This window comes from Alcanivorax sp., assembly GCF_014762765.1.
Classification (GTDB): domain Bacteria; phylum Pseudomonadota; class Gammaproteobacteria; order Pseudomonadales; family Alcanivoracaceae; genus Alcanivorax.
The window spans coordinates 15,045-34,092 of record NZ_JABURH010000186.1; the positions used below are offsets into that span (position 1 = coordinate 15,045).

The 19,048-nt window shown below is 58.5% G+C and carries 16 protein-coding genes; 4 read left to right on the forward strand and 12 right to left on the reverse strand.

The window, feature by feature from the left end; translation table 11 throughout:
- Positions 1-45: 45 nt before the first annotated feature.
- The 12 genes from hemN to HUJ17_RS14085 all read right to left on the reverse strand — a co-directional run bounded on the left by hemN (position 46) and on the right by HUJ17_RS14085 (position 14,408).
- A complete protein-coding gene (gene hemN, locus HUJ17_RS14030) occupies positions 46-1,419 on the reverse strand; it encodes an oxygen-independent coproporphyrinogen III oxidase (RefSeq protein WP_290511276.1) in 1,374 nt (457 codons plus the stop codon).
- Between the two features lie 66 nt (positions 1,420-1,485).
- Complete coding sequence (locus HUJ17_RS14035) at positions 1,486-2,256, reverse strand: sulfite exporter TauE/SafE family protein (protein WP_290511277.1); 771 nt, start codon at positions 2,254-2,256, stop codon at positions 1,486-1,488.
- Complete coding sequence (gene ccoS, locus HUJ17_RS14040; RefSeq protein ID WP_290511278.1) at positions 2,253-2,459, reverse strand: cbb3-type cytochrome oxidase assembly protein CcoS; 207 nt, start codon at positions 2,457-2,459, stop codon at positions 2,253-2,255. Before ccoS ends, HUJ17_RS14035 begins: the two co-directional genes overlap by 4 nt.
- Positions 2,438-4,810, reverse strand: coding sequence for a heavy metal translocating P-type ATPase (locus tag HUJ17_RS14045; RefSeq protein WP_290511279.1), 2,373 nt, complete (start codon positions 4,808-4,810; stop codon positions 2,438-2,440). Before HUJ17_RS14045 ends, ccoS begins: the two co-directional genes overlap by 22 nt.
- Positions 4,807-5,325, reverse strand: coding sequence for a FixH family protein (locus tag HUJ17_RS14050; protein WP_290511280.1), 519 nt, complete (start codon positions 5,323-5,325; stop codon positions 4,807-4,809). The genes HUJ17_RS14045 and HUJ17_RS14050 overlap by 4 nt, the downstream gene beginning before the upstream one ends.
- A complete protein-coding gene (gene ccoG / locus HUJ17_RS14055; protein ID WP_290511281.1) occupies positions 5,294-6,712 on the reverse strand; it encodes a cytochrome c oxidase accessory protein CcoG in 1,419 nt (472 codons plus the stop codon). Before ccoG ends, HUJ17_RS14050 begins: the two co-directional genes overlap by 32 nt.
- 81 nt (positions 6,713-6,793) lie before the next feature.
- Positions 6,794-7,705 carry a cytochrome-c oxidase, cbb3-type subunit III gene (ccoP, locus tag HUJ17_RS14060; RefSeq protein ID WP_290511282.1) on the reverse strand — a complete coding sequence of 304 codons (912 nt, stop codon included), beginning with the start codon at positions 7,703-7,705 and terminating at the stop codon, positions 6,794-6,796.
- On the reverse strand, positions 7,702-7,854 hold the full coding sequence (locus HUJ17_RS14065; protein WP_290511283.1) for a cbb3-type cytochrome c oxidase subunit 3: 153 nt from the start codon (positions 7,852-7,854) through the stop codon (positions 7,702-7,704). The genes ccoP and HUJ17_RS14065 overlap by 4 nt, the downstream gene beginning before the upstream one ends.
- Positions 7,851-8,486 carry a cytochrome-c oxidase, cbb3-type subunit II gene (ccoO, locus tag HUJ17_RS14070; RefSeq protein WP_290511284.1) on the reverse strand — a complete coding sequence of 212 codons (636 nt, stop codon included), beginning with the start codon at positions 8,484-8,486 and terminating at the stop codon, positions 7,851-7,853. Before ccoO ends, HUJ17_RS14065 begins: the two co-directional genes overlap by 4 nt.
- A 10-nt stretch (positions 8,487-8,496) precedes the next feature.
- On the reverse strand, positions 8,497-9,927 hold the full coding sequence (gene ccoN / locus HUJ17_RS14075) for a cytochrome-c oxidase, cbb3-type subunit I (RefSeq protein WP_290511285.1): 1,431 nt from the start codon (positions 9,925-9,927) through the stop codon (positions 8,497-8,499).
- Positions 9,928-10,113: 186 nt separating this feature from the next.
- Entirely contained in the window at positions 10,114-13,248 is a 3,135-nt protein-coding gene (locus HUJ17_RS14080; protein ID WP_290511286.1) for an efflux RND transporter permease subunit, read from the reverse strand.
- Positions 13,248-14,408 carry an efflux RND transporter periplasmic adaptor subunit gene (locus HUJ17_RS14085; protein WP_366471184.1) on the reverse strand — a complete coding sequence of 387 codons (1,161 nt, stop codon included), beginning with the start codon at positions 14,406-14,408 and terminating at the stop codon, positions 13,248-13,250. The genes HUJ17_RS14080 and HUJ17_RS14085 overlap by 1 nt, the downstream gene beginning before the upstream one ends.
- Positions 14,409-14,529: 121 nt before the next feature.
- Here HUJ17_RS14085 and HUJ17_RS14090 point away from each other — a divergent pair, with 121 nt between their 5' ends.
- The 4 genes from HUJ17_RS14090 (at position 14,530) to HUJ17_RS14105 (ending at position 18,996) form a co-directional block, all read left to right on the forward strand.
- Positions 14,530-14,880 (forward strand): DUF3147 family protein, encoded by a 351-nt coding sequence (locus HUJ17_RS14090; protein WP_290511287.1) that lies wholly within the window; start codon positions 14,530-14,532, stop codon positions 14,878-14,880.
- A 281-nt stretch (positions 14,881-15,161) separates the two neighbouring features.
- Complete coding sequence (locus HUJ17_RS14095; RefSeq protein ID WP_290511319.1) at positions 15,162-16,445, forward strand: nodulation protein NfeD; 1,284 nt, start codon at positions 15,162-15,164, stop codon at positions 16,443-16,445.
- A complete protein-coding gene (locus tag HUJ17_RS14100; protein WP_290511288.1) occupies positions 16,442-17,200 on the forward strand; it encodes a slipin family protein in 759 nt (252 codons plus the stop codon). The genes HUJ17_RS14095 and HUJ17_RS14100 overlap by 4 nt, the downstream gene beginning before the upstream one ends.
- Positions 17,201-17,406: 206 nt before the next feature.
- Positions 17,407-18,996: a hypothetical protein gene (locus HUJ17_RS14105; RefSeq protein ID WP_290511289.1), complete on the forward strand. Its 1,590-nt coding sequence runs from the start codon at positions 17,407-17,409 to the stop codon at positions 18,994-18,996.
- Positions 18,997-19,048 lie beyond the last annotated feature (52 nt).

Consider the following 19,048-nt stretch of genomic DNA (forward strand, 5'->3'; position numbering starts at 1 on the left):
TTCACCTTACAGTATAGGGTAGGGCGAACAACAAGCGAACAAGGTTCAAATAATGCGGCTGAAGCGATTTATGGCCTCGCTCTGGGTATAGCGATCAAAAGGCATCACCAGGGCCCGGCTTACCAGCCGGCCCTGCTCGGTGATTACCAGTCGCTGCTTGTCCACACGCACAAGGCCCTGATCCTCAAATTCCACCCAGGCGGCCAGGGCATCCACGAAGTAGTCCGGGAAATTGATTTGCCACTGCTCACTGAACAGATTCATGTCCACGTATAGGTCGCACAGCAGGCGCATTATCAGGTCCCGGCGCATCTGATCATCCCGGTTGAGGAGATAGCCCTGCTCAATGGTGGACCGGGCCTGATCAATGGCATCGGACCACTGACTTAATGATTTCATGTTCTGGGCATAAAGATTGCCGATCTGGCTGATGGCACTGACCCCGAAGCCCAGCAAATCCGCATCCCCGTGGAGGGTGTAGCCCTGAAAATTCCGATGCAGAAGCCCGTTGCGTTGGGCGACGGCAATCTCGTCGCTTTCCAGAGCAAAGTGATCCATGCCAATAAAGGTATACCCGGCATCCTGAAGAATGCGCCCGGCACGCACAAACATGGACAGCTTTTCTTCCGGGCTGGGCAAGGCCATATCCGGTATTTGCCGCTGAATTTTGAAACGCGCAGGCAGGTGAGCATAGTTGTACAGCGAAATTCGCTCGGGGCGCAGCTCAGCAATTTGCTCGATTGTCCGGGCGAGGCTCGATTCAGACTGCCAGGGCAGGCCATAAATCAGATCGGTGTTGATGGATTTGAAGCCAAAGTCCCGCGCCCAGCCCATGGTCTCACGAATCATCTCATAGGGCTGGACTCGATTGACCGCCTGCTGCACCCGCAAATCCAGGTCCTGAACCCCGAGGCTGATGCGATTGAAGCCCAGGCCCCGCAGTAGCCCCAGGCGGGCCTGGTCTACGGTGCGTGGATCAATTTCGATGGCATAATCACCACGGTCATCTTCACGCAAGGTGAAGTGCCGGGCCATGTAATAGACCAGCTCGGTAATCTGGGCATCGCTGAGAAAGGTGGGGGTGCCGCCGCCCCAGTGAATCTGGGTGACCGGCCTTTGGCTGTCTACCTGTTCAGCGCGCAGGCCGATTTCCTGCTTCAGACGTTTCAGGTATTCCGCCGCTCTGCCGTGATTGGCGGTGACAACCCGGTTGCAGGCACAGTAATAGCAGACGGTGCTGCAGAACGGAATGTGCACATACAGCGACAGCGGCCGGCGAGCGGCATTACCGGCGTCAATGGCCTCGGCATAATCCGATTCGCTGACTTCCTCGTGAAACTGGGGAGCAGGAGGGTAAGACGTGTAGCGCGGTCCGGGACCGCCATACCGGCTGATCAATGTTTTGTCCCAGGTAGCCACACCCGCTCTCCGGTTAAGTGATTTCCTCTATTATTGCGGGCCCTGAATTGACTGTGTTGACCTGGATCAAGTCTCCGGCTGATGGTGATGCCTTTGTGTGTTTTCATCAACAGCACCATGGTGTCCATGATGCGGCATTTGGCTCATGGACCAGGCCTGCCAGAAGAATACCAACGCCAGCAGAAACGTCAGTGATGCCGCCACTTTCGGCCAGATACCGTTTCGGAAATGCTGCAGCCGGGAGGCGATCACGCCGGTAATTGCCACCGGGATTACGGTCACTACACCGAAGACCAGCATCACCAGGGCGCCAGCCAACGCGCTGCCAGACGTAACGGCAAGAGCCAGGGCGGTATAAATCAGGCCACAGGGCAACAGGCCCCATAACCCGCCCAGCGCCAGCGCTTTTAGCGGGCGATCCACCGGGAGTAGCCGCCGGGTCAGGGGCTGTAATCGACGCCACAGCCCCGCCCCTATGCCCTCCAGTTTTTTCAGCCACACACCTTGCCCGAGCAGATAACCGCTGAGCAGCAGCATCAAAACGCCGGACAGGCTCAGCCCGATGGCCATAGAGGGACCAGGAAGCCAGTCCAGCAGGGCCTTGCCCAGCATTCCTGCCAGGGCGCCAAGCACCATATAGGTCGTCACCCTGCCAATACCGAAGAGTAGCTGCCATCCCCACAGCGACTTACCTTGACGGCGCGATTCCGGGATCGAGAAGGTGAGCGCGCTGCTGATACCTCCGCACATGCCGATACAATGGACGCTGCCGGCAGACGCCAGCAAAGCCGCGCTGGTAAGCAGAGTCGGCAGGGCTGCGGGGCTCTGTGACATCATGTGGTCCGCTCGTCTTCGTTATCTGCAGCCTCTTTGCTCTTGTCCGGGCGACCTTTGCGCTGTTCACGGTCTTCGAACACCACCCGCCAGGAAGCGTTGTCCAGATCATCAAACTGATCCTTGCGCAGGGCCCAGAACAGGGCCCAGATCGCCCCGGCCAGGAACAGCAATGCCAGTGGAATCAGGAGGAGGACGATTTCCATCGGGTAACTCGCGTCGCGTTGAGGGTGACCAGCAGTGAGCTGGCAGACATGCCTATAGCCGCAGCCCAGGGCGGAATCCACCCGGCAACAGCAAAGGGCACCGCCAATACATTATAGAGCAGGGCCCAGGTGAGATTCTGGCGAATAGTGCGCCGGCAGCGCCTGGCAAGGGCTGGCAGAGCCGGAATCGCCTCCAGGTTATCCTTGAGCAGGTACAGTCCTGCAGCCCGTTGCGCCAGGCTGGTGGCGTTGGCGGTGGCCACGGATACATCCGCCGCCAACATGGCCTGGGCATCATTGATGCCGTCACCCACCATCATTTGCGCCGTGGTCGACTGCAACTCCTCAAGCCAGCGGGCCTTGTCAGCGGGCTGCATGCCGGCACGCCACTCCTCCAGAGACAACGCGCGGGCCACTGGCTCGGCGGCGGCATGGTTGTCGCCGGTTGCCATGCGTACAGCCAACCCTTGCTGTTGAAGCGCCTGTGTTATCGCTGCGCTTTCTTCGCGAATGCTGTCCTGCAGCCACAAATACAGCTGCACGGCGCCGTTACGGCTCAGCTGCAGACAGGTTGTGCCGGGACGAGCCTGCATCGCTGCGCCACTGATGCGCCATTCCTGCCCATACAGGATGCCGGTGATACCATTCCCATCCGGCAGAATGTCAGTCATTTGCGGGTTGCGCGCAATGTCACGAAAGGCCTGGGCCAGCGGGTGAGGGTTGTTCCATTCCAGCGCGGAGACAATGGCAAGCAGATCGGCTTTTTGCCCTTCACCGACAACCTGGGTATCTATCAACGAGAAACGTCCCAGCGTCAGCGTGCCGGTTTTATCGAAGAGCACGCCGCCAATCTTCGGCAGTCGCAGCAGTTGGCGAGGTGATGCTACCAGCACCCCTTCACGCAGCGCCGTGCCCAGGGTCGCCGAGAGAGTCAGAGGCACAGCCAGCGCCAGCGCGCATGGGCAGGTGATCACCAGTACCGCCAGAGTGTGATCAAAAGCCTCGCCAGGCCCGTCCGGCCAGTGCCATAGCAATGTAAAGGCAGCCAGCAGAAGAACCGCAGCGGTAAAAAGTGGGGCGATGCGGTGCCAGTCACGGATCACATCAAGCCGCTCCCGGCTCGCCAGCTCCACCTGTTCAGCGATTCTGGCAATCTGGCTATGGTCTGCGGCGCACTCTGCCTGCAGGGTGATTGAGCCTTCCTGCAGCCGAGCTCCGGCCACCAGACGAGAATTGAGGCCCCGGCATATGGGCATCGATTCACCGGTCAGCGCTGCTTCATCGAAGGTGCCCTGGCCGTCGATGATACGGCCATCCACCGGCACCACATCACCCTGGATTAACAGCAATCGGTCGCCGGCGATCACCTGCCTGAGACTGACCCATTGCGGCTGATCATTACTGAGTCGCCGGACCGCACGGGGCAGGGTGTCGCCAAGTCTCGCATAGCCGGCATGGATGGCCTGGCGCTGGCGGTGCTCCAGCCAACGACTGATCAACAGAAAGAAAACGAACATGGCGGCCGAATCGAAGTAAACGTGGCTGCCGCCGGTGAACATGGCGACCAGGCTGCCGCCCCAGGCCAGAAACAGCGCCAGGGCGATAGGGGTGTCCATGGTCAGGTTGCGATTACGCAACCCTCGCCATGCACCTTGAAAGAACGGCCAGCCAGCATAGAAGACCACTGGTGTTGCGACAAAAAAGCTGGCCAGGCGGAACACCCATTCGTACACCGCATCCGAGCCATCAAAGACGCCGATATAGAGGGCCATTGAGTACATCATGGCCTGCATTGCGCCCAGTCCGGCCAGTATCAACCTGCCCAGCAGACGCTTGTGCTCGCGGCGGTTTGCAGCGGTGGTGGCAGGATCACCGGGCAGGCTCACGCCATAGCCCAGCTGCTGGATGCGGCGGGCGGTTTCCCGGGCTTGCGGTATCCCCTGGTAGTCCACCGTCAGTGTCATGCCTGCCAGATTGACGCTGGCGCGGCTGACCCCCGGTTGTGTGGACAGGGCTTTCTCGATTAACCAACTGCAGGCTGCGCAGGTCAGGCCGCTGAGTTGCAGCTGCAGACGTTCGCCGTCAGGCAGCGGGGTACAGTGGGGCGCCAGCAGATCGGGGATCTCGAACAGTGCCAGATCCAGTTCTGCACGACGCGCATCCGGCGCGGGTGCTTCGTCCTGTCGAATCCGGTAGTAGTCATCCAGTCCCATCCCATAAATTGTTTCGATGGCCGCAGCACATCCCGGGCAGCAGGCATCACGGCTTCCCTCAGGGGTACGGGCGGAGAAAGCGCCAGCCGGTGCAGGTTGCCCGCAGTGCCAGCAGGGTGGGGCGAGGCTCTGGTTCATGGCGTGGTAACGTGCCCCAGGCGCACCGTACCGTCTTCAATGCTGCCGCTCTGGTAAAGACGCCAGTGCCCCTCGGGCGTGGATGCGGTAGCGATAAATCGGCCAGATGAGGGAAGGGTTTCGTCGCTACGGAAAACACCATCGCCCTGATGATGGAGTGTCAGCAACACATCCTTTTCCTTGAGGGTGGGGTGACGCAGCGCCACGGTAATAACGTCTGGCGCTGGGATTCCTGCATCACTGGTCAGTCTTGCCTGAACGCTGGCGCCCACCTGTGACAGCACAAGACCAATGCCCAGGCGAGCGGCAATCTGTTCCTGCTCTACGGACCGGTTAATGCCACGGCCTTCCTTGTACCACTCATCGACCACGGGACTGTCTGCATTAATGACGGCAATATAAAGGGTGGTCAGGCCGGCAATCACCGAACTGGCAGGCAACAGAATGGCCAGCCATAGCAGCGGGTAGCGATACCAGGGCCGGTCATCGACGTGGGGTGATGAAACGGGATTCATGCTGTTTCTCCAGGTCCGGGTCGTCCAGTGACCTTACTGAAAACCAGATGGTGGATGACTGCATTTCCACCTCGTAGGGGTCATAACTCACCGTCACCGGCAACGACAGGTGCTGCCCGGGCTGAATGGTAAACTCAGTGCGGTTATCCATGCGCAGCCCCTCAGGGCCTTCCAGACTCAGTGTATAACGATGGGTGCCCTGGCCCTTGTTCAGAATTTCCAGGCGATAGACATTCTCCACACGACCGCTACTGGCAACCCGGAAAAGCTGATTGCGATCACGCAGTACATCTACCTGCAAGGGCACACGGTTATAGAGCGTGACCATGAACAGGGTAGCCATGGCCAGCAGGACAATGCCATAACCAATCAACCGGGGGCGCAGCACCCGGGATTTCTTGCCCTCCAGTGCATTCTCGGTAGTGTAGCGGATCAAACCCCGGGGCTTGTCAATGTGATCCATGACATCGTCGCAGGCATCGATGCAGGCCGCACAGGTAATACATTCGTACTGAAGACCGTCGCGGATATCGATGCCGGTAGGACAGACCTGCACACACAGACCACAATCAATGCAGTCACCTTTTTCCACCGCCTGCGTGCCCTGTTGTCGCTTCTTGCTGCCACGGCCACGGGGTTCACCGCGGTTTTCATCATAGGAAACGATGAGGGTTTCGCGATCAAACATGACGCTCTGGAATCGGGCATAGGGGCACATATACAAGCACACCTGCTCGCGCATAAACCCGGCGTTCATGTAGGTGGCTACGGTAAAGAACCCGACCCAGAATAATTCCCAGCCACCCCATTCAAAACTGAAAATACGGATGGTCAGATCGGTAATGGGTGAGAAATAGCCGACAAAGGTGAGGCCAGTAAGAAAGGCCAGCACCAGCCACATCACATGTTTACTGCCACGGCGGAGCACCTTGCTCATGGACCAGGGGGCCTCGTCCATCTTCATTCGACTATGCCGGTCGCCTTCAAAGAGTTGTTCGATCCACTGGAAAAAGCGGGTCCAGGTAGTCTGCGGGCAGACATACCCGCAATAGACCCGCCCGGCCAGAACCGTGAAAAAAAACAGGGCGAACGCGGCAATGATCAGCGCCCATGAAAGAAACAGGAAATCCTGCGGCCAGAGAGTCAGGCCAAAAATATGAAACTGCCGGTTGGGCAGGTCAAAGAGAACCGCTTGCTGCCCATCCCAGCGAACCCAGGGCAGGGCAAGATAAAGCCCCATGGTGCTGATAATGCTGAAATCGCGAATGCGCTGAAAACGGCCGGTGATGGATTTTACCTGGATCCGCTTACGCTTGGCATAGAGGCTGATAGGGCCCTGTGCTTCCGGGCTGTCATCAACGGTTTTAATGCGGTCGCGCTCACTCATTACGCACCTCGAAGACTGCTGGCGTGATCCGCCGAATCGGCCTGTCGCAGCCTTTTGCAGGCTGCGACAATGGCCCTGGGGTTACGGTGCTGGCTTGTTGGACAGACTGTAAACGTAGGCCGCAATGACATGAATTTTCTCTTTGCTGAGCAGATTTTCATGCTTGGGCATTTCTCCTTTGCGTCCTTCACGAATAGTGGTTTCGATATCCTCCAGACGCGGACCGTAAAGCCAGGTGGTGTCAGTCAGATTGGGCGCCCCCATGGCCTGAATCCCTTTGCCATCCTGCCCATGACACGCAGCACAGATCGCAAACTTTGGCTGCGCCCGCTCGATGGCAGCAGCCTTTTCCGCATCCTTGGCCAGATCCGGTCGGCTCAGGCTTTGCACATAGATGGCCATGTCGCGCACGGCCTTGTCGGTATTACCGATAGCTGCGGCCATGGGCGGCATCATGCCTGTGCGCCCCTGGGCAATACTGGTAATAATCTGCTTGGGTTCACCGCCATACAGCCAGTCATCATCCGCCAGGTTCGGGTAGCCTTTGGCACCGCGGGCATCCGAGCCATGACAAATGGCGCAATTGTTGGCAAACAGACGACCACCGACGGCCAAAGCCTCCGGGTACCCGATCAGTTCATCCACAGGCACTTTGGCAAACTGCTCAAACAGCGGGTCGGTCTGCCGTGCAACCAGGGCAACCTCCTTTTCGTACTGGAGCGTACTGCTCCAGTTCAGCACCCCGGGGAACTTGCCAAGACCGGGGTAGAGCACCAGATAAACACATGCAAAGATCAATGTGCCGATGAACAGGAACAGCCACCAGCGCGGAAGCGGGGCATTGCGTTCCTGAATCCCGTCAAAGCTGTGGCCGGTGGTTTCCTTGGCCGCTTCCTCCGGAGAGATCTGATTGTTCCACAACAACAGGCCCGCACAGCCGAGCAGATTGATGGCAACGATAATGATGATGAACCAGCTCCAGAAATCACTCATTGCTCATCCCTCTCTTTGCGGCGATCAGCCTCAAGGGCCATGTGTGAGAGTTTTTCGTAGTCCTTCTTGCGGCTGGGCCGGTACACCCAGATCGTCATCGCAATAAAGGCGACAAAAAAGACCAGCGTAAACAGGGCTTGAAAATTCATTGTGCTACCTCCTTACGTTCCTGGCCCAGGGAAAGCAGATAGGCCACCAGGGCATCTTCTTCGGTGGCGTTGGCCCACTCACCCTCGATCTTGTTCAACTGTTCGGCGATGTCCTGATCACTGTAGGGCACACCGAAGGTATCCTTGAACACCCGCAGCTTGCGCTCCGTGGTGGTCCAGTCCACGAGATTTTTCTGCAGCCAGGGATAGGCAGGCATATTGGATTCCGGTACCACCTGGCGCGGATCACGCAGATGTTCGCGGTGCCATTGCTCGGTGATCGGACGCAGCCCGACGCGGGCAAGATCCGGCCCGGTACGTTTGGAGCCCCACAGGAACGGGTGCTCCCAGACATCTTCGCCGGCCACGGAGTAGGCACCATAGCGTTCGGTTTCCGCGCGTAGGGGGCGCACCATCTGCGTGTGGCAGACGTGGCAGCCTTCACGGATATAGATGTCGCGACCTTCCATTTCCAGGGCCGTGTAAGGCTCCAGACTTTCCAGCGGCTCGGTTGTGGCCTTCTGCCAGAACAACGGTACGATTTCCGCCAGGCCACCAAAGCTCACCGCAATCAATGTCAGCACGATCATCAGGCCGACATTCTTTTCCACTCTTTCATGGGCATTGGACATGTCGGTCTCCTCAGGCAGCCTGCAGCACGTTGTCGTCGCCATGGGTATCACGTTCGGCAACGATGGTCTTGTAGACGTTGAAAGCCATCAGCACCATGCCGGCGAAGAAAACCACCCCGCCGAGCAGGCGGATGGCGTAGAACGGTTGCCGTTCTACCAGCTCCTGCACGAAGTTGTAGGTGAGAGTGCCGTCCGTATTCACTGCCCGCCACATCAGGCCCTGCATGATCCCGGATACCCACATGGAAGCGATGTACAGCACCGTACCGATGGTGCTTAGCCAGAAGTGGGCATTGATCCAGCCGATGGAGTACATCTGCTTGCGATCAAACAAGCGGGGAATCATCACGTAGATAGCGCCGATGGTGATCATGGCCACCCAGCCGAGCGCACCGGAATGTACATGGCCGATGGTCCAGTCGGTATTGTGACTGAGCGCGTTGACGGTCTTGATGGACATCATCGGCCCTTCGAAGGTGCTCATGCCGTAGAAGGAGAGGGCGACGATCATGAAGCGGATGATCGGATCCGTGCGCAACTTATGCCAGGCCCCGGACAGGGTCATCATGCCGTTGATCATACCGCCCCAGCTGGGCGCCAATAGCACAATGGAAAATACCATGCCCACTGACTGGGCCCAGTCGGGCAGGGAAGAGTAGTGCAGGTGATGTGGGCCAGCCCACATGTACACGGCGATCAAGGCCCAGAAATGCACAATGGAAAGACGATAGGAATAGACCGGGCGCTGGGCCTGTACCGGCACGTAGTAATACATCATGCCCAAGAAGCCTGCGGTCAGGAAAAAGCCCACCGCATTGTGCCCGTACCACCACTGCACCATGGCATCGATGGACCCGGAGTAGATGGAGTAGGACTTCATCGCCGAGACGGGAATGGCGATGTTGTTGATCACGTGGAGCAGGGCAACCGCAATGATGAAGGCCCCGTAGAACCAGTTGGCTACGTAAATGTGGGGTTGTTTGCGCCGAGCAATGGTGGCAAAGAACACGATGGCATACGCCACCCAGACCAGGGTGATCAGGATGTCGATGGGCCATTCCAGCTCAGCATATTCCTTGGTGCTGGTATACCCCATGGGCAGGGTGATGGCCGCGGCAACGATCACCGCTTGCCAGCCCCAGAAGCTGAAAGCGGCCAGCTTGGGAAACGCCAGGGTGGCCTGACAGGTTCGCTGCACCACGTAGTAACTGGTGCCGATGAGGGCTGAGCCGCCAAAGGCAAAGATTACCGCGTTGGTGTGCAGTGGCCGTAGCCGACCGAAACTGAACCAGGGTAACTCGAAATTGAGGACTGGCCAGGCAAGCTGGGCGGCGATGATCACCCCCACCAGCATACCTACAATCCCCCATACAACCGACATGATGGTAAATTGCCGTACCACCGTGTAGTTGTAAGAGGGTGAAACCGCTGAGTTTTCCATGTGCGTTCCCTTCCGAATGATGCGCCGGGAGACGATACCAAGCGTGTTCCCCGGCTTTCTTGATATAGATCAACTGCGCCGTTCGTAACCCTGGGACAAAATGTCTCACCCATCCTTGGATAGGCACACTGCCTTTGTGATGACTTTTCGCGCAGTCGTCAACCGTCGGAAGGAAACGTTGCGGATTCAGGCCCTCTTTTGGAAAAGTGAAAGCACCAGCGCAGTGAGCGCCGGCAGGAAAGTGATGGTCACAATGGCTGTGCCGAGCAGCCCGAACAGGACAATGGCCCCGACACCCCGATAGAGCTCAGTGCCCTCACCGGGAATCAGCACCAGCGGCGCCAGGCCGCAGACCGTGGTAATGGTGGTCATGGCGATGGGACGCAACCGTGATGCCACGGCGTCGTTGACGGCCTCCACGGCGTTCATGGCGTTTTCCCGGAAATTCAGTGTTGCCTGATGGACGATCAGGATGGGGTTATTCACCACGGTGCCCATCAGAATCAGGAAACCGAGCATGGTAATCATGTCGAAGGGCTGGGTGAGCGGTGGCAGACCCAGAAGCGGAAGTAGCGCGCCCACGCCATTCATCATCGCCAGGCCCAGCAGGCCGCTGGCAATGCCCAGCGGAATCGTGGTCATGATCAGCAGCGGAAAACCCCAGTGAGTGAAAATGGCCACCAGCAACAGGTAAACCAGTATCAGGGCCACGACATAATTGCCGGACAATGACTCCTGGGTAGCCTGCAACTGGTCGCTGGCGCCGGACAGGGTGATGCTGATGGTATCCGGAATGTCCCCCGCATCACGCAACTGCTGGATCATGGCGCGCACCTGGCTGACGCCGGTTTCCAGGGCCACGCCCCGGGGCGGAATGATATTCAGGGTCACCGTGCGTCTACCGTTGACCCGCCGTACCACACTGGTGTCCACGGTTTCTTTCAGGGTGGCCAGAGACGACAGCGGCACCGTCGCACCGATGGGTGTATGTACCGGCAAGCCGGGGAGGGCGGCCAGCTCCGGTCGGGTGCCGGTACGGTGGCTGTAGGCATAGATGTCGATCTTGTCGTCACCCAGGAAAAATTCATCCAGATAGGCGCCATCGGTGAGCGCAGCCACGGTAAAGCCCAGGTCTTCAGTGGAAAACTGTACTTCGGCGGCACGGTTCCAGCGCGGATGGACTTCGATCAGCGGCTGGGCCAGGGACAGACTGGCGGGTTGGGACTGGATGCGTGGGTTATCAAAGACCTGCTCGGCCTCACGCTCCAGCCTTGACGCCACCGTGTAGATTTCCGCCAGATCTGCCCCGGCCACATCCAGGGTCACACTGCGGGTACCGCCGTCGTTACTGGAAATGATCGATCCGCGAGCCGCAAAGGCGCCCATGCCCGGGTAGCGCTGATACACCTCGGTGATGGCATCCATCATCGCTTCCATGTGTGCCGGGTCCACCGGCTCGGCGATGATGCGCAGACGCTCCGCATCCACGCCCATATTCACATACTTCATTGGCGGCCTGTCCAGCTCGCCCGAGTCGTAGTCAGCCGGGTCGGCACCCACCAGTGGCAGGAATTCTGCTTCCACCTCGTCGGCGATGGCTTTCATGGTGCTGAGGTTGTAACCCGGCGGCGCACTCATGCTGGCAAAGGTTTTCGGCTCCTCACCCTCCGGCAGATATTCCGCCGGCGGTGTCAGGAACAGCACAATAGCGCCCCCGATCAGCACGGTTGCCACCAGGGTGGCCACTTGTCGGGGCCGGCTACTGGACAGGCGAGCGGAAAGCCGGTGCAGGGCGGTCATCCAGCGGCTGTGCTGGCCGTCATGGGCCACCACTGCACTGAAATCCAGACGGGCGGAGAGGGTGGGGATCACTGTCATGGCCACCAGCATGGAGACCAGAATCGACGCGGATACGGCGATGGCGATATCCGAGTAGAGCTGGCCGGCCTCTTCCTGGATAAAGACCACCGGCAGGAACACCAGCACCGTGGTCATGGTAGAAGCGAACACCGCCGGCCATACCTTCTGGATACCGCTCACTGCCGCGCGAAAGCGATCGAGCCCTTTGCGCCGTTCCATCTCGATGCTTTCCAGCACCACAATGGAGTTATCCAGGGTCATGCCGATGGCAAAGGCGATCCCGGCCAGGGAAATCACATTGATGGTGCGCCCGGCCAGTAGCAGCCCCAGAAACGCCGCAATGGTACAGATGGGAATACCTATCACGCCCACGGCGGTGATCTTCACCGAGCGCAAAAACAGGAACATGACCAGGGTGGCAAAGGCGGCACCAATGGCCAGGTTGGTCCACACATTGGCCACCGATGCTTCCACATAACGCACGTCGTCGGCGATCAGCGCGATCCGCATGCCGGCCGGCTCCAGAACCTCCCGATTGATCTGAGCCACCTGATCAAACATGGCGTACTTGATATCGATCACATTGGATCCGGTCTCCCGGCGCACCGCCAGGCTGATCACCGGCTCACCATTCACCCGCGACAGGCTGCGAACCGGGAAGTGATCCAGGACCACCGTGGCCACGTCCCCGAGACGCACCAGGGAATCACCGTTACGGGCCAGAATCAGCGCATCGAGGCTGTCGATATCCTTGAAACGCCCCACCGTACGCAGCAAGTATCGGCGCTTGCCGCTTTCCAGCTCGCCACCGGAGACATCCCGGTTGCGTTCGCGCAGGGCATCGCGCACATCCACCACACTGAGACCGAACTGGGCCAGCTTCTGGGCATCCAGCAGCAGCTGAACCTGTCGTTCGGCGCCTCCGCGGACTTCTACCTGGGAGACCCCGGGCACGCTCTCCATCCGTGAGCGGACTTCGTCATCAATGAAGTCCTGCATCATGTCCATGTCCAGCCCGCGGGGATTGTCGGGCAGGGGAGAGACACGGTAATACATGAAGGCATTGCTGGAAAACGAACTGGACAGAATCCGGGGTTGGTCCACATTATCCGGATAGGCGGGCACCTGGCTGAGGGCGTTATTGACCCTGATCAGTGCGTCGGTGATATCGACACCGAAGGGAAATTCCAGCTCGATTTCTGCCTCGCCGCTACCGGCGGAGGAGGTCATCCGTCGCAGGTTGGGAAGGTTGCGCAGGTATTCCTCCTGCTCGATGAGGATTTCCTTTTCCACATCCTGGGGGGTAGCACCTGGCCAGCTTGTCACCACGGAAATGGTGCGTACTTCCAGGTCCGGTATCATCTGCACCGGGATGCGCAGTGCGGCGAGAACGCCGAGGAGGGTGATGATCAGCACCACGACGGTCATCAGGGTGCCATGGCGGACGATCTTGTCGAACATCAGTCCACCACCCGAAGCTTGTCACCATCGCGCAGACTTTCATTGCCCCGCACAACCACGCGATCATCACTCGACAGGCCCTCAAGCACCGAAGCCTGCGGTGACTGCCCGGATGCGACTTTGACGACCTTGCGGCGCGCGACCAGATCGTCACCGTCACCCTCAGCCAGCCAGACGGTCACATTGCCCTGGCTGTCCTGGAGCAGGGCATCACGGGGCACCGTGGGCCGGGCATCCGCGGACAACATGCGCAGCCGGCCATTGATCGCCATCCCCGGGGTCAGGCCTTGTTCATCAATGCTGGCGCGTACCGTAAAGGTTCTCGCCGTAGGGTCGTTTACTGGAACAATGGCGGTGATTTCGGCGGCCATGGGCCGGTTTTTTTCATCGTCCAGCCAGACTTCCAGGCCGGTATCTAGCGAAATCTGCGGAAAATAACGCTGTGGCACGGCAAAATCCGCGTGCAGCTCATCGCTGCCCACCAGCTCGAATACAGTACTGCCAGGAGTGAGCCATTCGCCAACCTCGGTGAGTTTTGCGCTGATAACACCGCTAAAAGGGGCCTTAAGGGTATGCCGCTCGAGCAGTGCCTGCTGGCGTGCCACTTCGGCCTGACTGGCTGCCAGGGATGACTTGGCCACCTGAACCTCGGATTCCAGGCTACGCACCTCACTGGCGGCGATGCTACGCCTGGCGACCAGACTATTGGCTTCTTCAAGACGTCGGCGGGCATCGCCCAGGATGGCCTGTTGTTGCTGATAATTGGCACGGGCGCGTTGCAGCTCCAGGCGATTCAGCTCCGCATCCATTTCAATCAGCGGCGCACCGGCGTCCACCTGATCGCCGATATCCACGAGCAGTTTGCTCACCAGGCCGGATACCGACACGGACAGCCGGGCGGCACGATCCGCCACCAGGGTGCCGTTCACCAACAATGCATCCTGTGAACGTGACAAGCTCACAGTTGCCACCGAGACAGGCTTGCGATCATCCGCCAGTCCAGGAGCGGCGAATGACATCAGAAGAACAACCCGGAAGAGAAAGTGAAATGACAGGGACAGTGACGGCATAGGTGTCCTGTTGGTTATTTTCAGATTCAATGTCGTTTCGTAGTCTAGCAGGGCCAGAGGCAAGTCCGGGTGAATCGCGGGCGTAAGCATTGTACGTATCCACACTGAAACAGGAATCAGCGTGGCTACGCATAATGTATATTATGTTAAATAGAAGAGCAGCCAATATAACGGGATACTTCAGGAGCAACCAAACCCAAGGGAAATCCAGATGATGCCCCTCTACCTCAAATACCTCATTACTGCTGCGCTGGTCGTTCTGATCTCGGAAGTTGCCCGGCACAGCGATCGACTAGGCGCCCTGATCGGTGCCTTGCCACTGGTAACCCTGCTTGCCATGTTCTGGCTCTACATGGGAAATCAGCCTTCAGAGAAAATCGGCAACCACGCCTGGTACACCTTCTGGTACGTCATCCCGACGCTACCCATGTTCGCCCTTTTTCCGTTTATGCTGGATCGTTGGGGTTTTCTCGCTTCCATGGGCTGCAGTGTGCTGCTCACGGTTGGCTGCTTCGTGGTACTCGGGCTTCTCGTCAGACCCCTTGGCGTTGAACTCTGGTAAATGATGACGACGTTTGTCGACACATAGTGTACGCAGGCCTTGATTGCGACAATCACGCGGGGTCTTGCTAGATACCGGTTAAATAGGCTTTCATGGGGTAGATAGATGGCCAAGGGAGCTTTCTCATGGGCCGGGAATATCAAAGCACATCGCATCATGGCCACAGGCTTGCGGCCAGGGTGCTCCTGTGTATTTTGCTGGCGCTACTGTTCCTGTTGGCCCCGGCGTCTCCAGCCCAGGATACCTCCTCCCCTGCTTCCTCTCGCGCTTCCGTCTGGGTAATGACCTTGGACGGCCCAATCGGGCCGGCGCTCAGTGACTGGTTTGTCCGTTCCCTGGAAGAAGCCAACGAGGCATCCGCAACGCTGTTTGTATTGCAGCTGAATACGCCGGGCGGCCTGGATAGCGCCATGCGCGACATGATTCGGGCAATTCTCGACAGCCGGGTTCCGGTGGCCACCTATGTATCCCCCAGTGGTAGCCGAGCCGCCAGTGCCGGCACCTATATTCTCTATGCTTCCCATATTGCCGCCATGGCCCCGGCCACCAATCTGGGTGCGGCAACGCCGGTGCAGATCGGAGGGGGCGGCGGGTTGCCCTCGCCCTCCTCTCCCGGTGGTGATGAGAGTGAAAACGAAGAAAGTGCTACCGCCAACTCGGATAGTGTCTCGGCCCTGCATCGCAAGCAGGTAAACGATGCTGTTGCGTATATCCGTGGGCTGGCGGAACTGCGTGGCCGCAATGCGGACTGGGCAGAAAAAGCGGTGCGCGAAGCGGTGAGTCTGTCGTCCAGTGATGCACTGGAACAAGGCGTAATCGATCTGAAAACAGCAGATCTCGATGAGCTGCTTGCCCAGCTTGATGGACTAGAGCTGAGCTGGGACGGTCAATCGGTCAGCCTGGACCTGGCCAATGCGCAATTGCATCAGGTGGAAAGGGACTGGCGCACTGACTTCCTGGCGATTATTACCGATCCCAGCATCGCCTACTTGCTGCTGCTGGTGGGAATTTATGGGCTGGTGTTGGAATTTTCCAACCCTGGCATGGGCGTGCCGGGCGTACTCGGTGCCATCTGCCTGCTGCTGGCGCTTTACGCTCTGCAGATGTTGCCGGTGAGCTACGTGGGCCTGGGACTTATCTTGCTGGGTGCGGTGCTGGTGGCCATGGAAGCCATATCACCGAGCTTCGGGGTATTAGGTATCGGTGGGGTTATTGCTTTCGTGATCGGCTCGATCATGTTGATGGACACGGACCTGCCCGCTTTCCGTATTGCTCTGCCAGTGATTGCCGCGGTAGGAGTAGGCTCGCTGTTACTGGTGGGACTGTTTGTAAGGCTGGCGGTAAAAGCCCATGAGGGGCCTCCGGTTACCGGGGCCGACACACTGGTCGGGCAAACCGCCGTAGCGCTGGATGATTTTGAAGACGACGGTCAGGTGCGGGTGCTCGGAGAAATCTGGCATGCACGCAGTCAGCAGCCGGTACGCCGGGGGCAGTTGCTACAGGTCACTGACCGTAGTGACTTGATGCTGGATGTGAAACCGGACGACAAGGAGGAGACATCATGACCCCCTATTTCTGGTTATCGCTGGCGATTATTGTCGTCGGCTTCGTGATCAGCATGTTCCGTATCCTGCGCGAGTACGAACGCGGGGTAATCTTCATGCTGGGCCGTTACTATCGGGTGAAAGGTCCCGGCCTGATCCTGGTAGTACCGCTGATCCAACAGATGGTGAAGGTGGACCTGCGCATCCGGGTATTGGATGTGCCCACCCAGGATGTGATTTCCCGGGATAACGTCTCGGTAAAGGTAAATGCCGTGTTGTATTTCCGGGTGCTGGACGCCGAGAAAGCGGTCATCAATGTGGAAGACTTCTACGCCGCCACCAGCCAGTTGTCCCAAACCACCCTGCGTTCGGTGCTGGGCAAGCACGAGCTGGACGAGATGCTCGCCTCACGGGATGAACTGAACAGCGATATTCAGGAAATTCTCGACGAACAGACCGACAACTGGGGCATCAAGGTTACCAATGTAGAGATCAAACACGTGGACCTGGATGAAGGCATGGTACGGGTGATTGCCCGCCAGGCCGAGGCGGAGCGTATCCGCCGCGCCAAGGTGATCCATGCCAACGGTGAGAAAGAAGCGTCCCAAGTGCTGCTGGAAGCAGCGAAAACCCTTTCCGAACAGCCCCAGGCGTTGCAATTACGCTACCTGCAGACATTGACTGAGGTAGCCAATGATCGCTCCAGCACCATTGTCTTTCCGCTACCCATGGACCTGATAGACAGTTTTATCAATAGGAATAAAGACAGGACATGACGGCCCGGGCAACCTGTTGAGCGACTGGCGAATGTCTTAATTTTGCCTAGGATATTTCCTACAAATCGTCGTTGTTCACCTTAAGCTGTTGTTTTCCTTAACTGTCTTTTTCGTCTTTCTCCCCCCCCTGCCAGCGGGTAGCTATTCGTTAATTTTACAATCTCGTAAGCTGACAGAAACGACAAGGATGTCAGGGAGGGAAGACGATGATGGAGCATCGATATGTCAGGAGACTGATTCTGGGTGCGGCTCTCTTTGGGGTAACGGCTCTCTACACCGGTTGCCGGTCCACGTTTGACGAACCGGTGCGCGATACCACTGGCGAGGATGGCGAGGCCGGTGTGGGTTATACGGCGCAGTGCTCGGGATGGTTCCCGGACTGGATCTCGCGAACCGCCCCGCCGGAAGATGAGCCCAGCTTCCAGCTGGCACAGGGCTACCCGTTAGGCATTCCCCGTTTCGAAGACGGTGAGTTAGTCGGGTGGGATCCACTGGAACCCTACGACAATGCGCCCTGGCTCGCCCATGACTTCATGGACCCCAATGAGCGGCTGGATTACCTGGCCGCCCTGAAGGATTACGCACTTTCAGACCTGGTGCCCTATGATTTCGTGCCTCAGAACAAGAGCCTGGGCAAGAAACACTGGTACCACGTGCCGATGATGACATCGGGGTTCTTCGCCCGGGAAGCCCGCCATGGCCTCACCGAAGAAAGAACCTTGCGTGCCAACGAGCAAAGCTGGCTGTCATCCAGTGTGGGTGCCTATGGCATCGGGCTGTATAACCGTATTGGTGGCTACACCGTTGGCCAGGTCTTCAACGATCCGGAGCCCAGCAATGCGCAAGCGGCCAATGCCGAATTCATTGATGGCGCCCTGGTGGTCAAGGTGTTGTTTGCGGAATACGATCCGGGCGCCATTGTCGGCCCGGATCCACTGGCAAACGCCCCGGCCTGGCAAATCCAGGACCCCTTTGCCAATTCCAGCGACACCTTTGAAGTACGTCTGATCCAGATGGATATTGCGGTGAAGGATCCTCGCTCACCGGACACTGGCTGGGTCTTTGCCACCTACGTGTATGACGAATCCCTGCCAGCAGCCAGCCCGCAGGATCGCTGGTATAACCTGACGCCGGTAGGCCTTGCCTGGGGCAACGATCCGGATGTCACCGCCAACAATGATCCTGATCTGGACGAGACCTGGATCAATCCGGCGGTGCCCTCCCCCTTCAATGCTGACTTCGGTCTCCATGGACGTCTGAATGGCCCGGTGGACAACCCCGAGTCTGCCTGCATGAGTTGCCATTCCACCGCCCAGGTACGCACAGATAGAAGTAACAGTGTGGGGGCGTACACCGCTGCCCGGATGCTCCCCGATGACACCTGCACGGATGCCCAGGCCATGCACTGGTTCCGGAATATCCCGGGGGATGAGCCCTTTGGACAAATGAATGTCGCTCCGGGTTATTGCCAACCGTCAAACCCGCCGGTGGCTACGCCGCCGATGCATTCACTGGATTACTCGTTGCAAATCCAGCGGGGCCTGGTCAATGGTGTGGCGCTCAATCATGAGAATCCATGTTTGTCGCTGATTCCTGCAGACCAGTTGCCTGACCGTGCTGAACAGCAAATGCGCATGGCGGTGATACGCGGAGAAATGGCACCCCGGGATGTGGAGAAGCAAAGTGTGCGCACGGAAAAAGCACAAGCCCTGCGTGCCCGGGACGATCTGCCAAGCTGGAAGGCCGTGGGTATGGATCCCAGTGACAAGGATGCGGAATACTATCCGGGGCGTTGATCCTGACACTCTCACTCAGAAACACAAAGGGCCCGATCTTCGGGCCCTTTGT

Excerpts from the sequence above, each read along its gene's own strand:
- HUJ17_RS14095 (WP_290511319.1), top strand. The coding sequence starts at position 15,162 with ATGACCTTGGACGGCCCAATCGGGCCGGCGCTCAGTGACTGGTTTGTC.
- ccoS (WP_290511278.1), bottom strand. The coding sequence starts at position 2,459 with ATGGAAATCGTCCTCCTCCTGATTCCACTGGCATTGCTGTTCCTGGCC.
- HUJ17_RS14080 (WP_290511286.1), bottom strand. The coding sequence starts at position 13,248 with ATGTTCGACAAGATCGTCCGCCATGGCACCCTGATGACCGTCGTGGTG.
- HUJ17_RS14085 (WP_366471184.1), bottom strand. The coding sequence starts at position 14,408 with ATGCTTACGCCCGCGATTCACCCGGACTTGCCTCTGGCCCTGCTAGAC.
- HUJ17_RS14045 (WP_290511279.1), bottom strand. The coding sequence starts at position 4,810 with ATGAACCAGAGCCTCGCCCCACCCTGCTGGCACTGCGGGCAACCTGCA.
- HUJ17_RS14105 (WP_290511289.1), top strand. The coding sequence starts at position 17,407 with ATGATGGAGCATCGATATGTCAGGAGACTGATTCTGGGTGCGGCTCTC.
- HUJ17_RS14100 (WP_290511288.1), top strand. The coding sequence starts at position 16,442 with ATGACCCCCTATTTCTGGTTATCGCTGGCGATTATTGTCGTCGGCTTC.
- HUJ17_RS14065 (WP_290511283.1), bottom strand. The coding sequence starts at position 7,854 with ATGAATTTTCAAGCCCTGTTTACGCTGGTCTTTTTTGTCGCCTTTATT.
- ccoO (WP_290511284.1), bottom strand. The coding sequence starts at position 8,486 with ATGTCCAATGCCCATGAAAGAGTGGAAAAGAATGTCGGCCTGATGATC.
- ccoG (WP_290511281.1), bottom strand. The coding sequence starts at position 6,712 with ATGAGTGAGCGCGACCGCATTAAAACCGTTGATGACAGCCCGGAAGCA.
- ccoP (WP_290511282.1), bottom strand. The coding sequence starts at position 7,705 with ATGAGTGATTTCTGGAGCTGGTTCATCATCATTATCGTTGCCATCAAT.
- HUJ17_RS14035 (WP_290511277.1), bottom strand. The coding sequence starts at position 2,256 with ATGATGTCACAGAGCCCCGCAGCCCTGCCGACTCTGCTTACCAGCGCG.
- HUJ17_RS14090 (WP_290511287.1), top strand. The coding sequence starts at position 14,530 with ATGATGCCCCTCTACCTCAAATACCTCATTACTGCTGCGCTGGTCGTT.
- HUJ17_RS14050 (WP_290511280.1), bottom strand. The coding sequence starts at position 5,325 with ATGAATCCCGTTTCATCACCCCACGTCGATGACCGGCCCTGGTATCGC.
- ccoN (WP_290511285.1), bottom strand. The coding sequence starts at position 9,927 with ATGGAAAACTCAGCGGTTTCACCCTCTTACAACTACACGGTGGTACGG.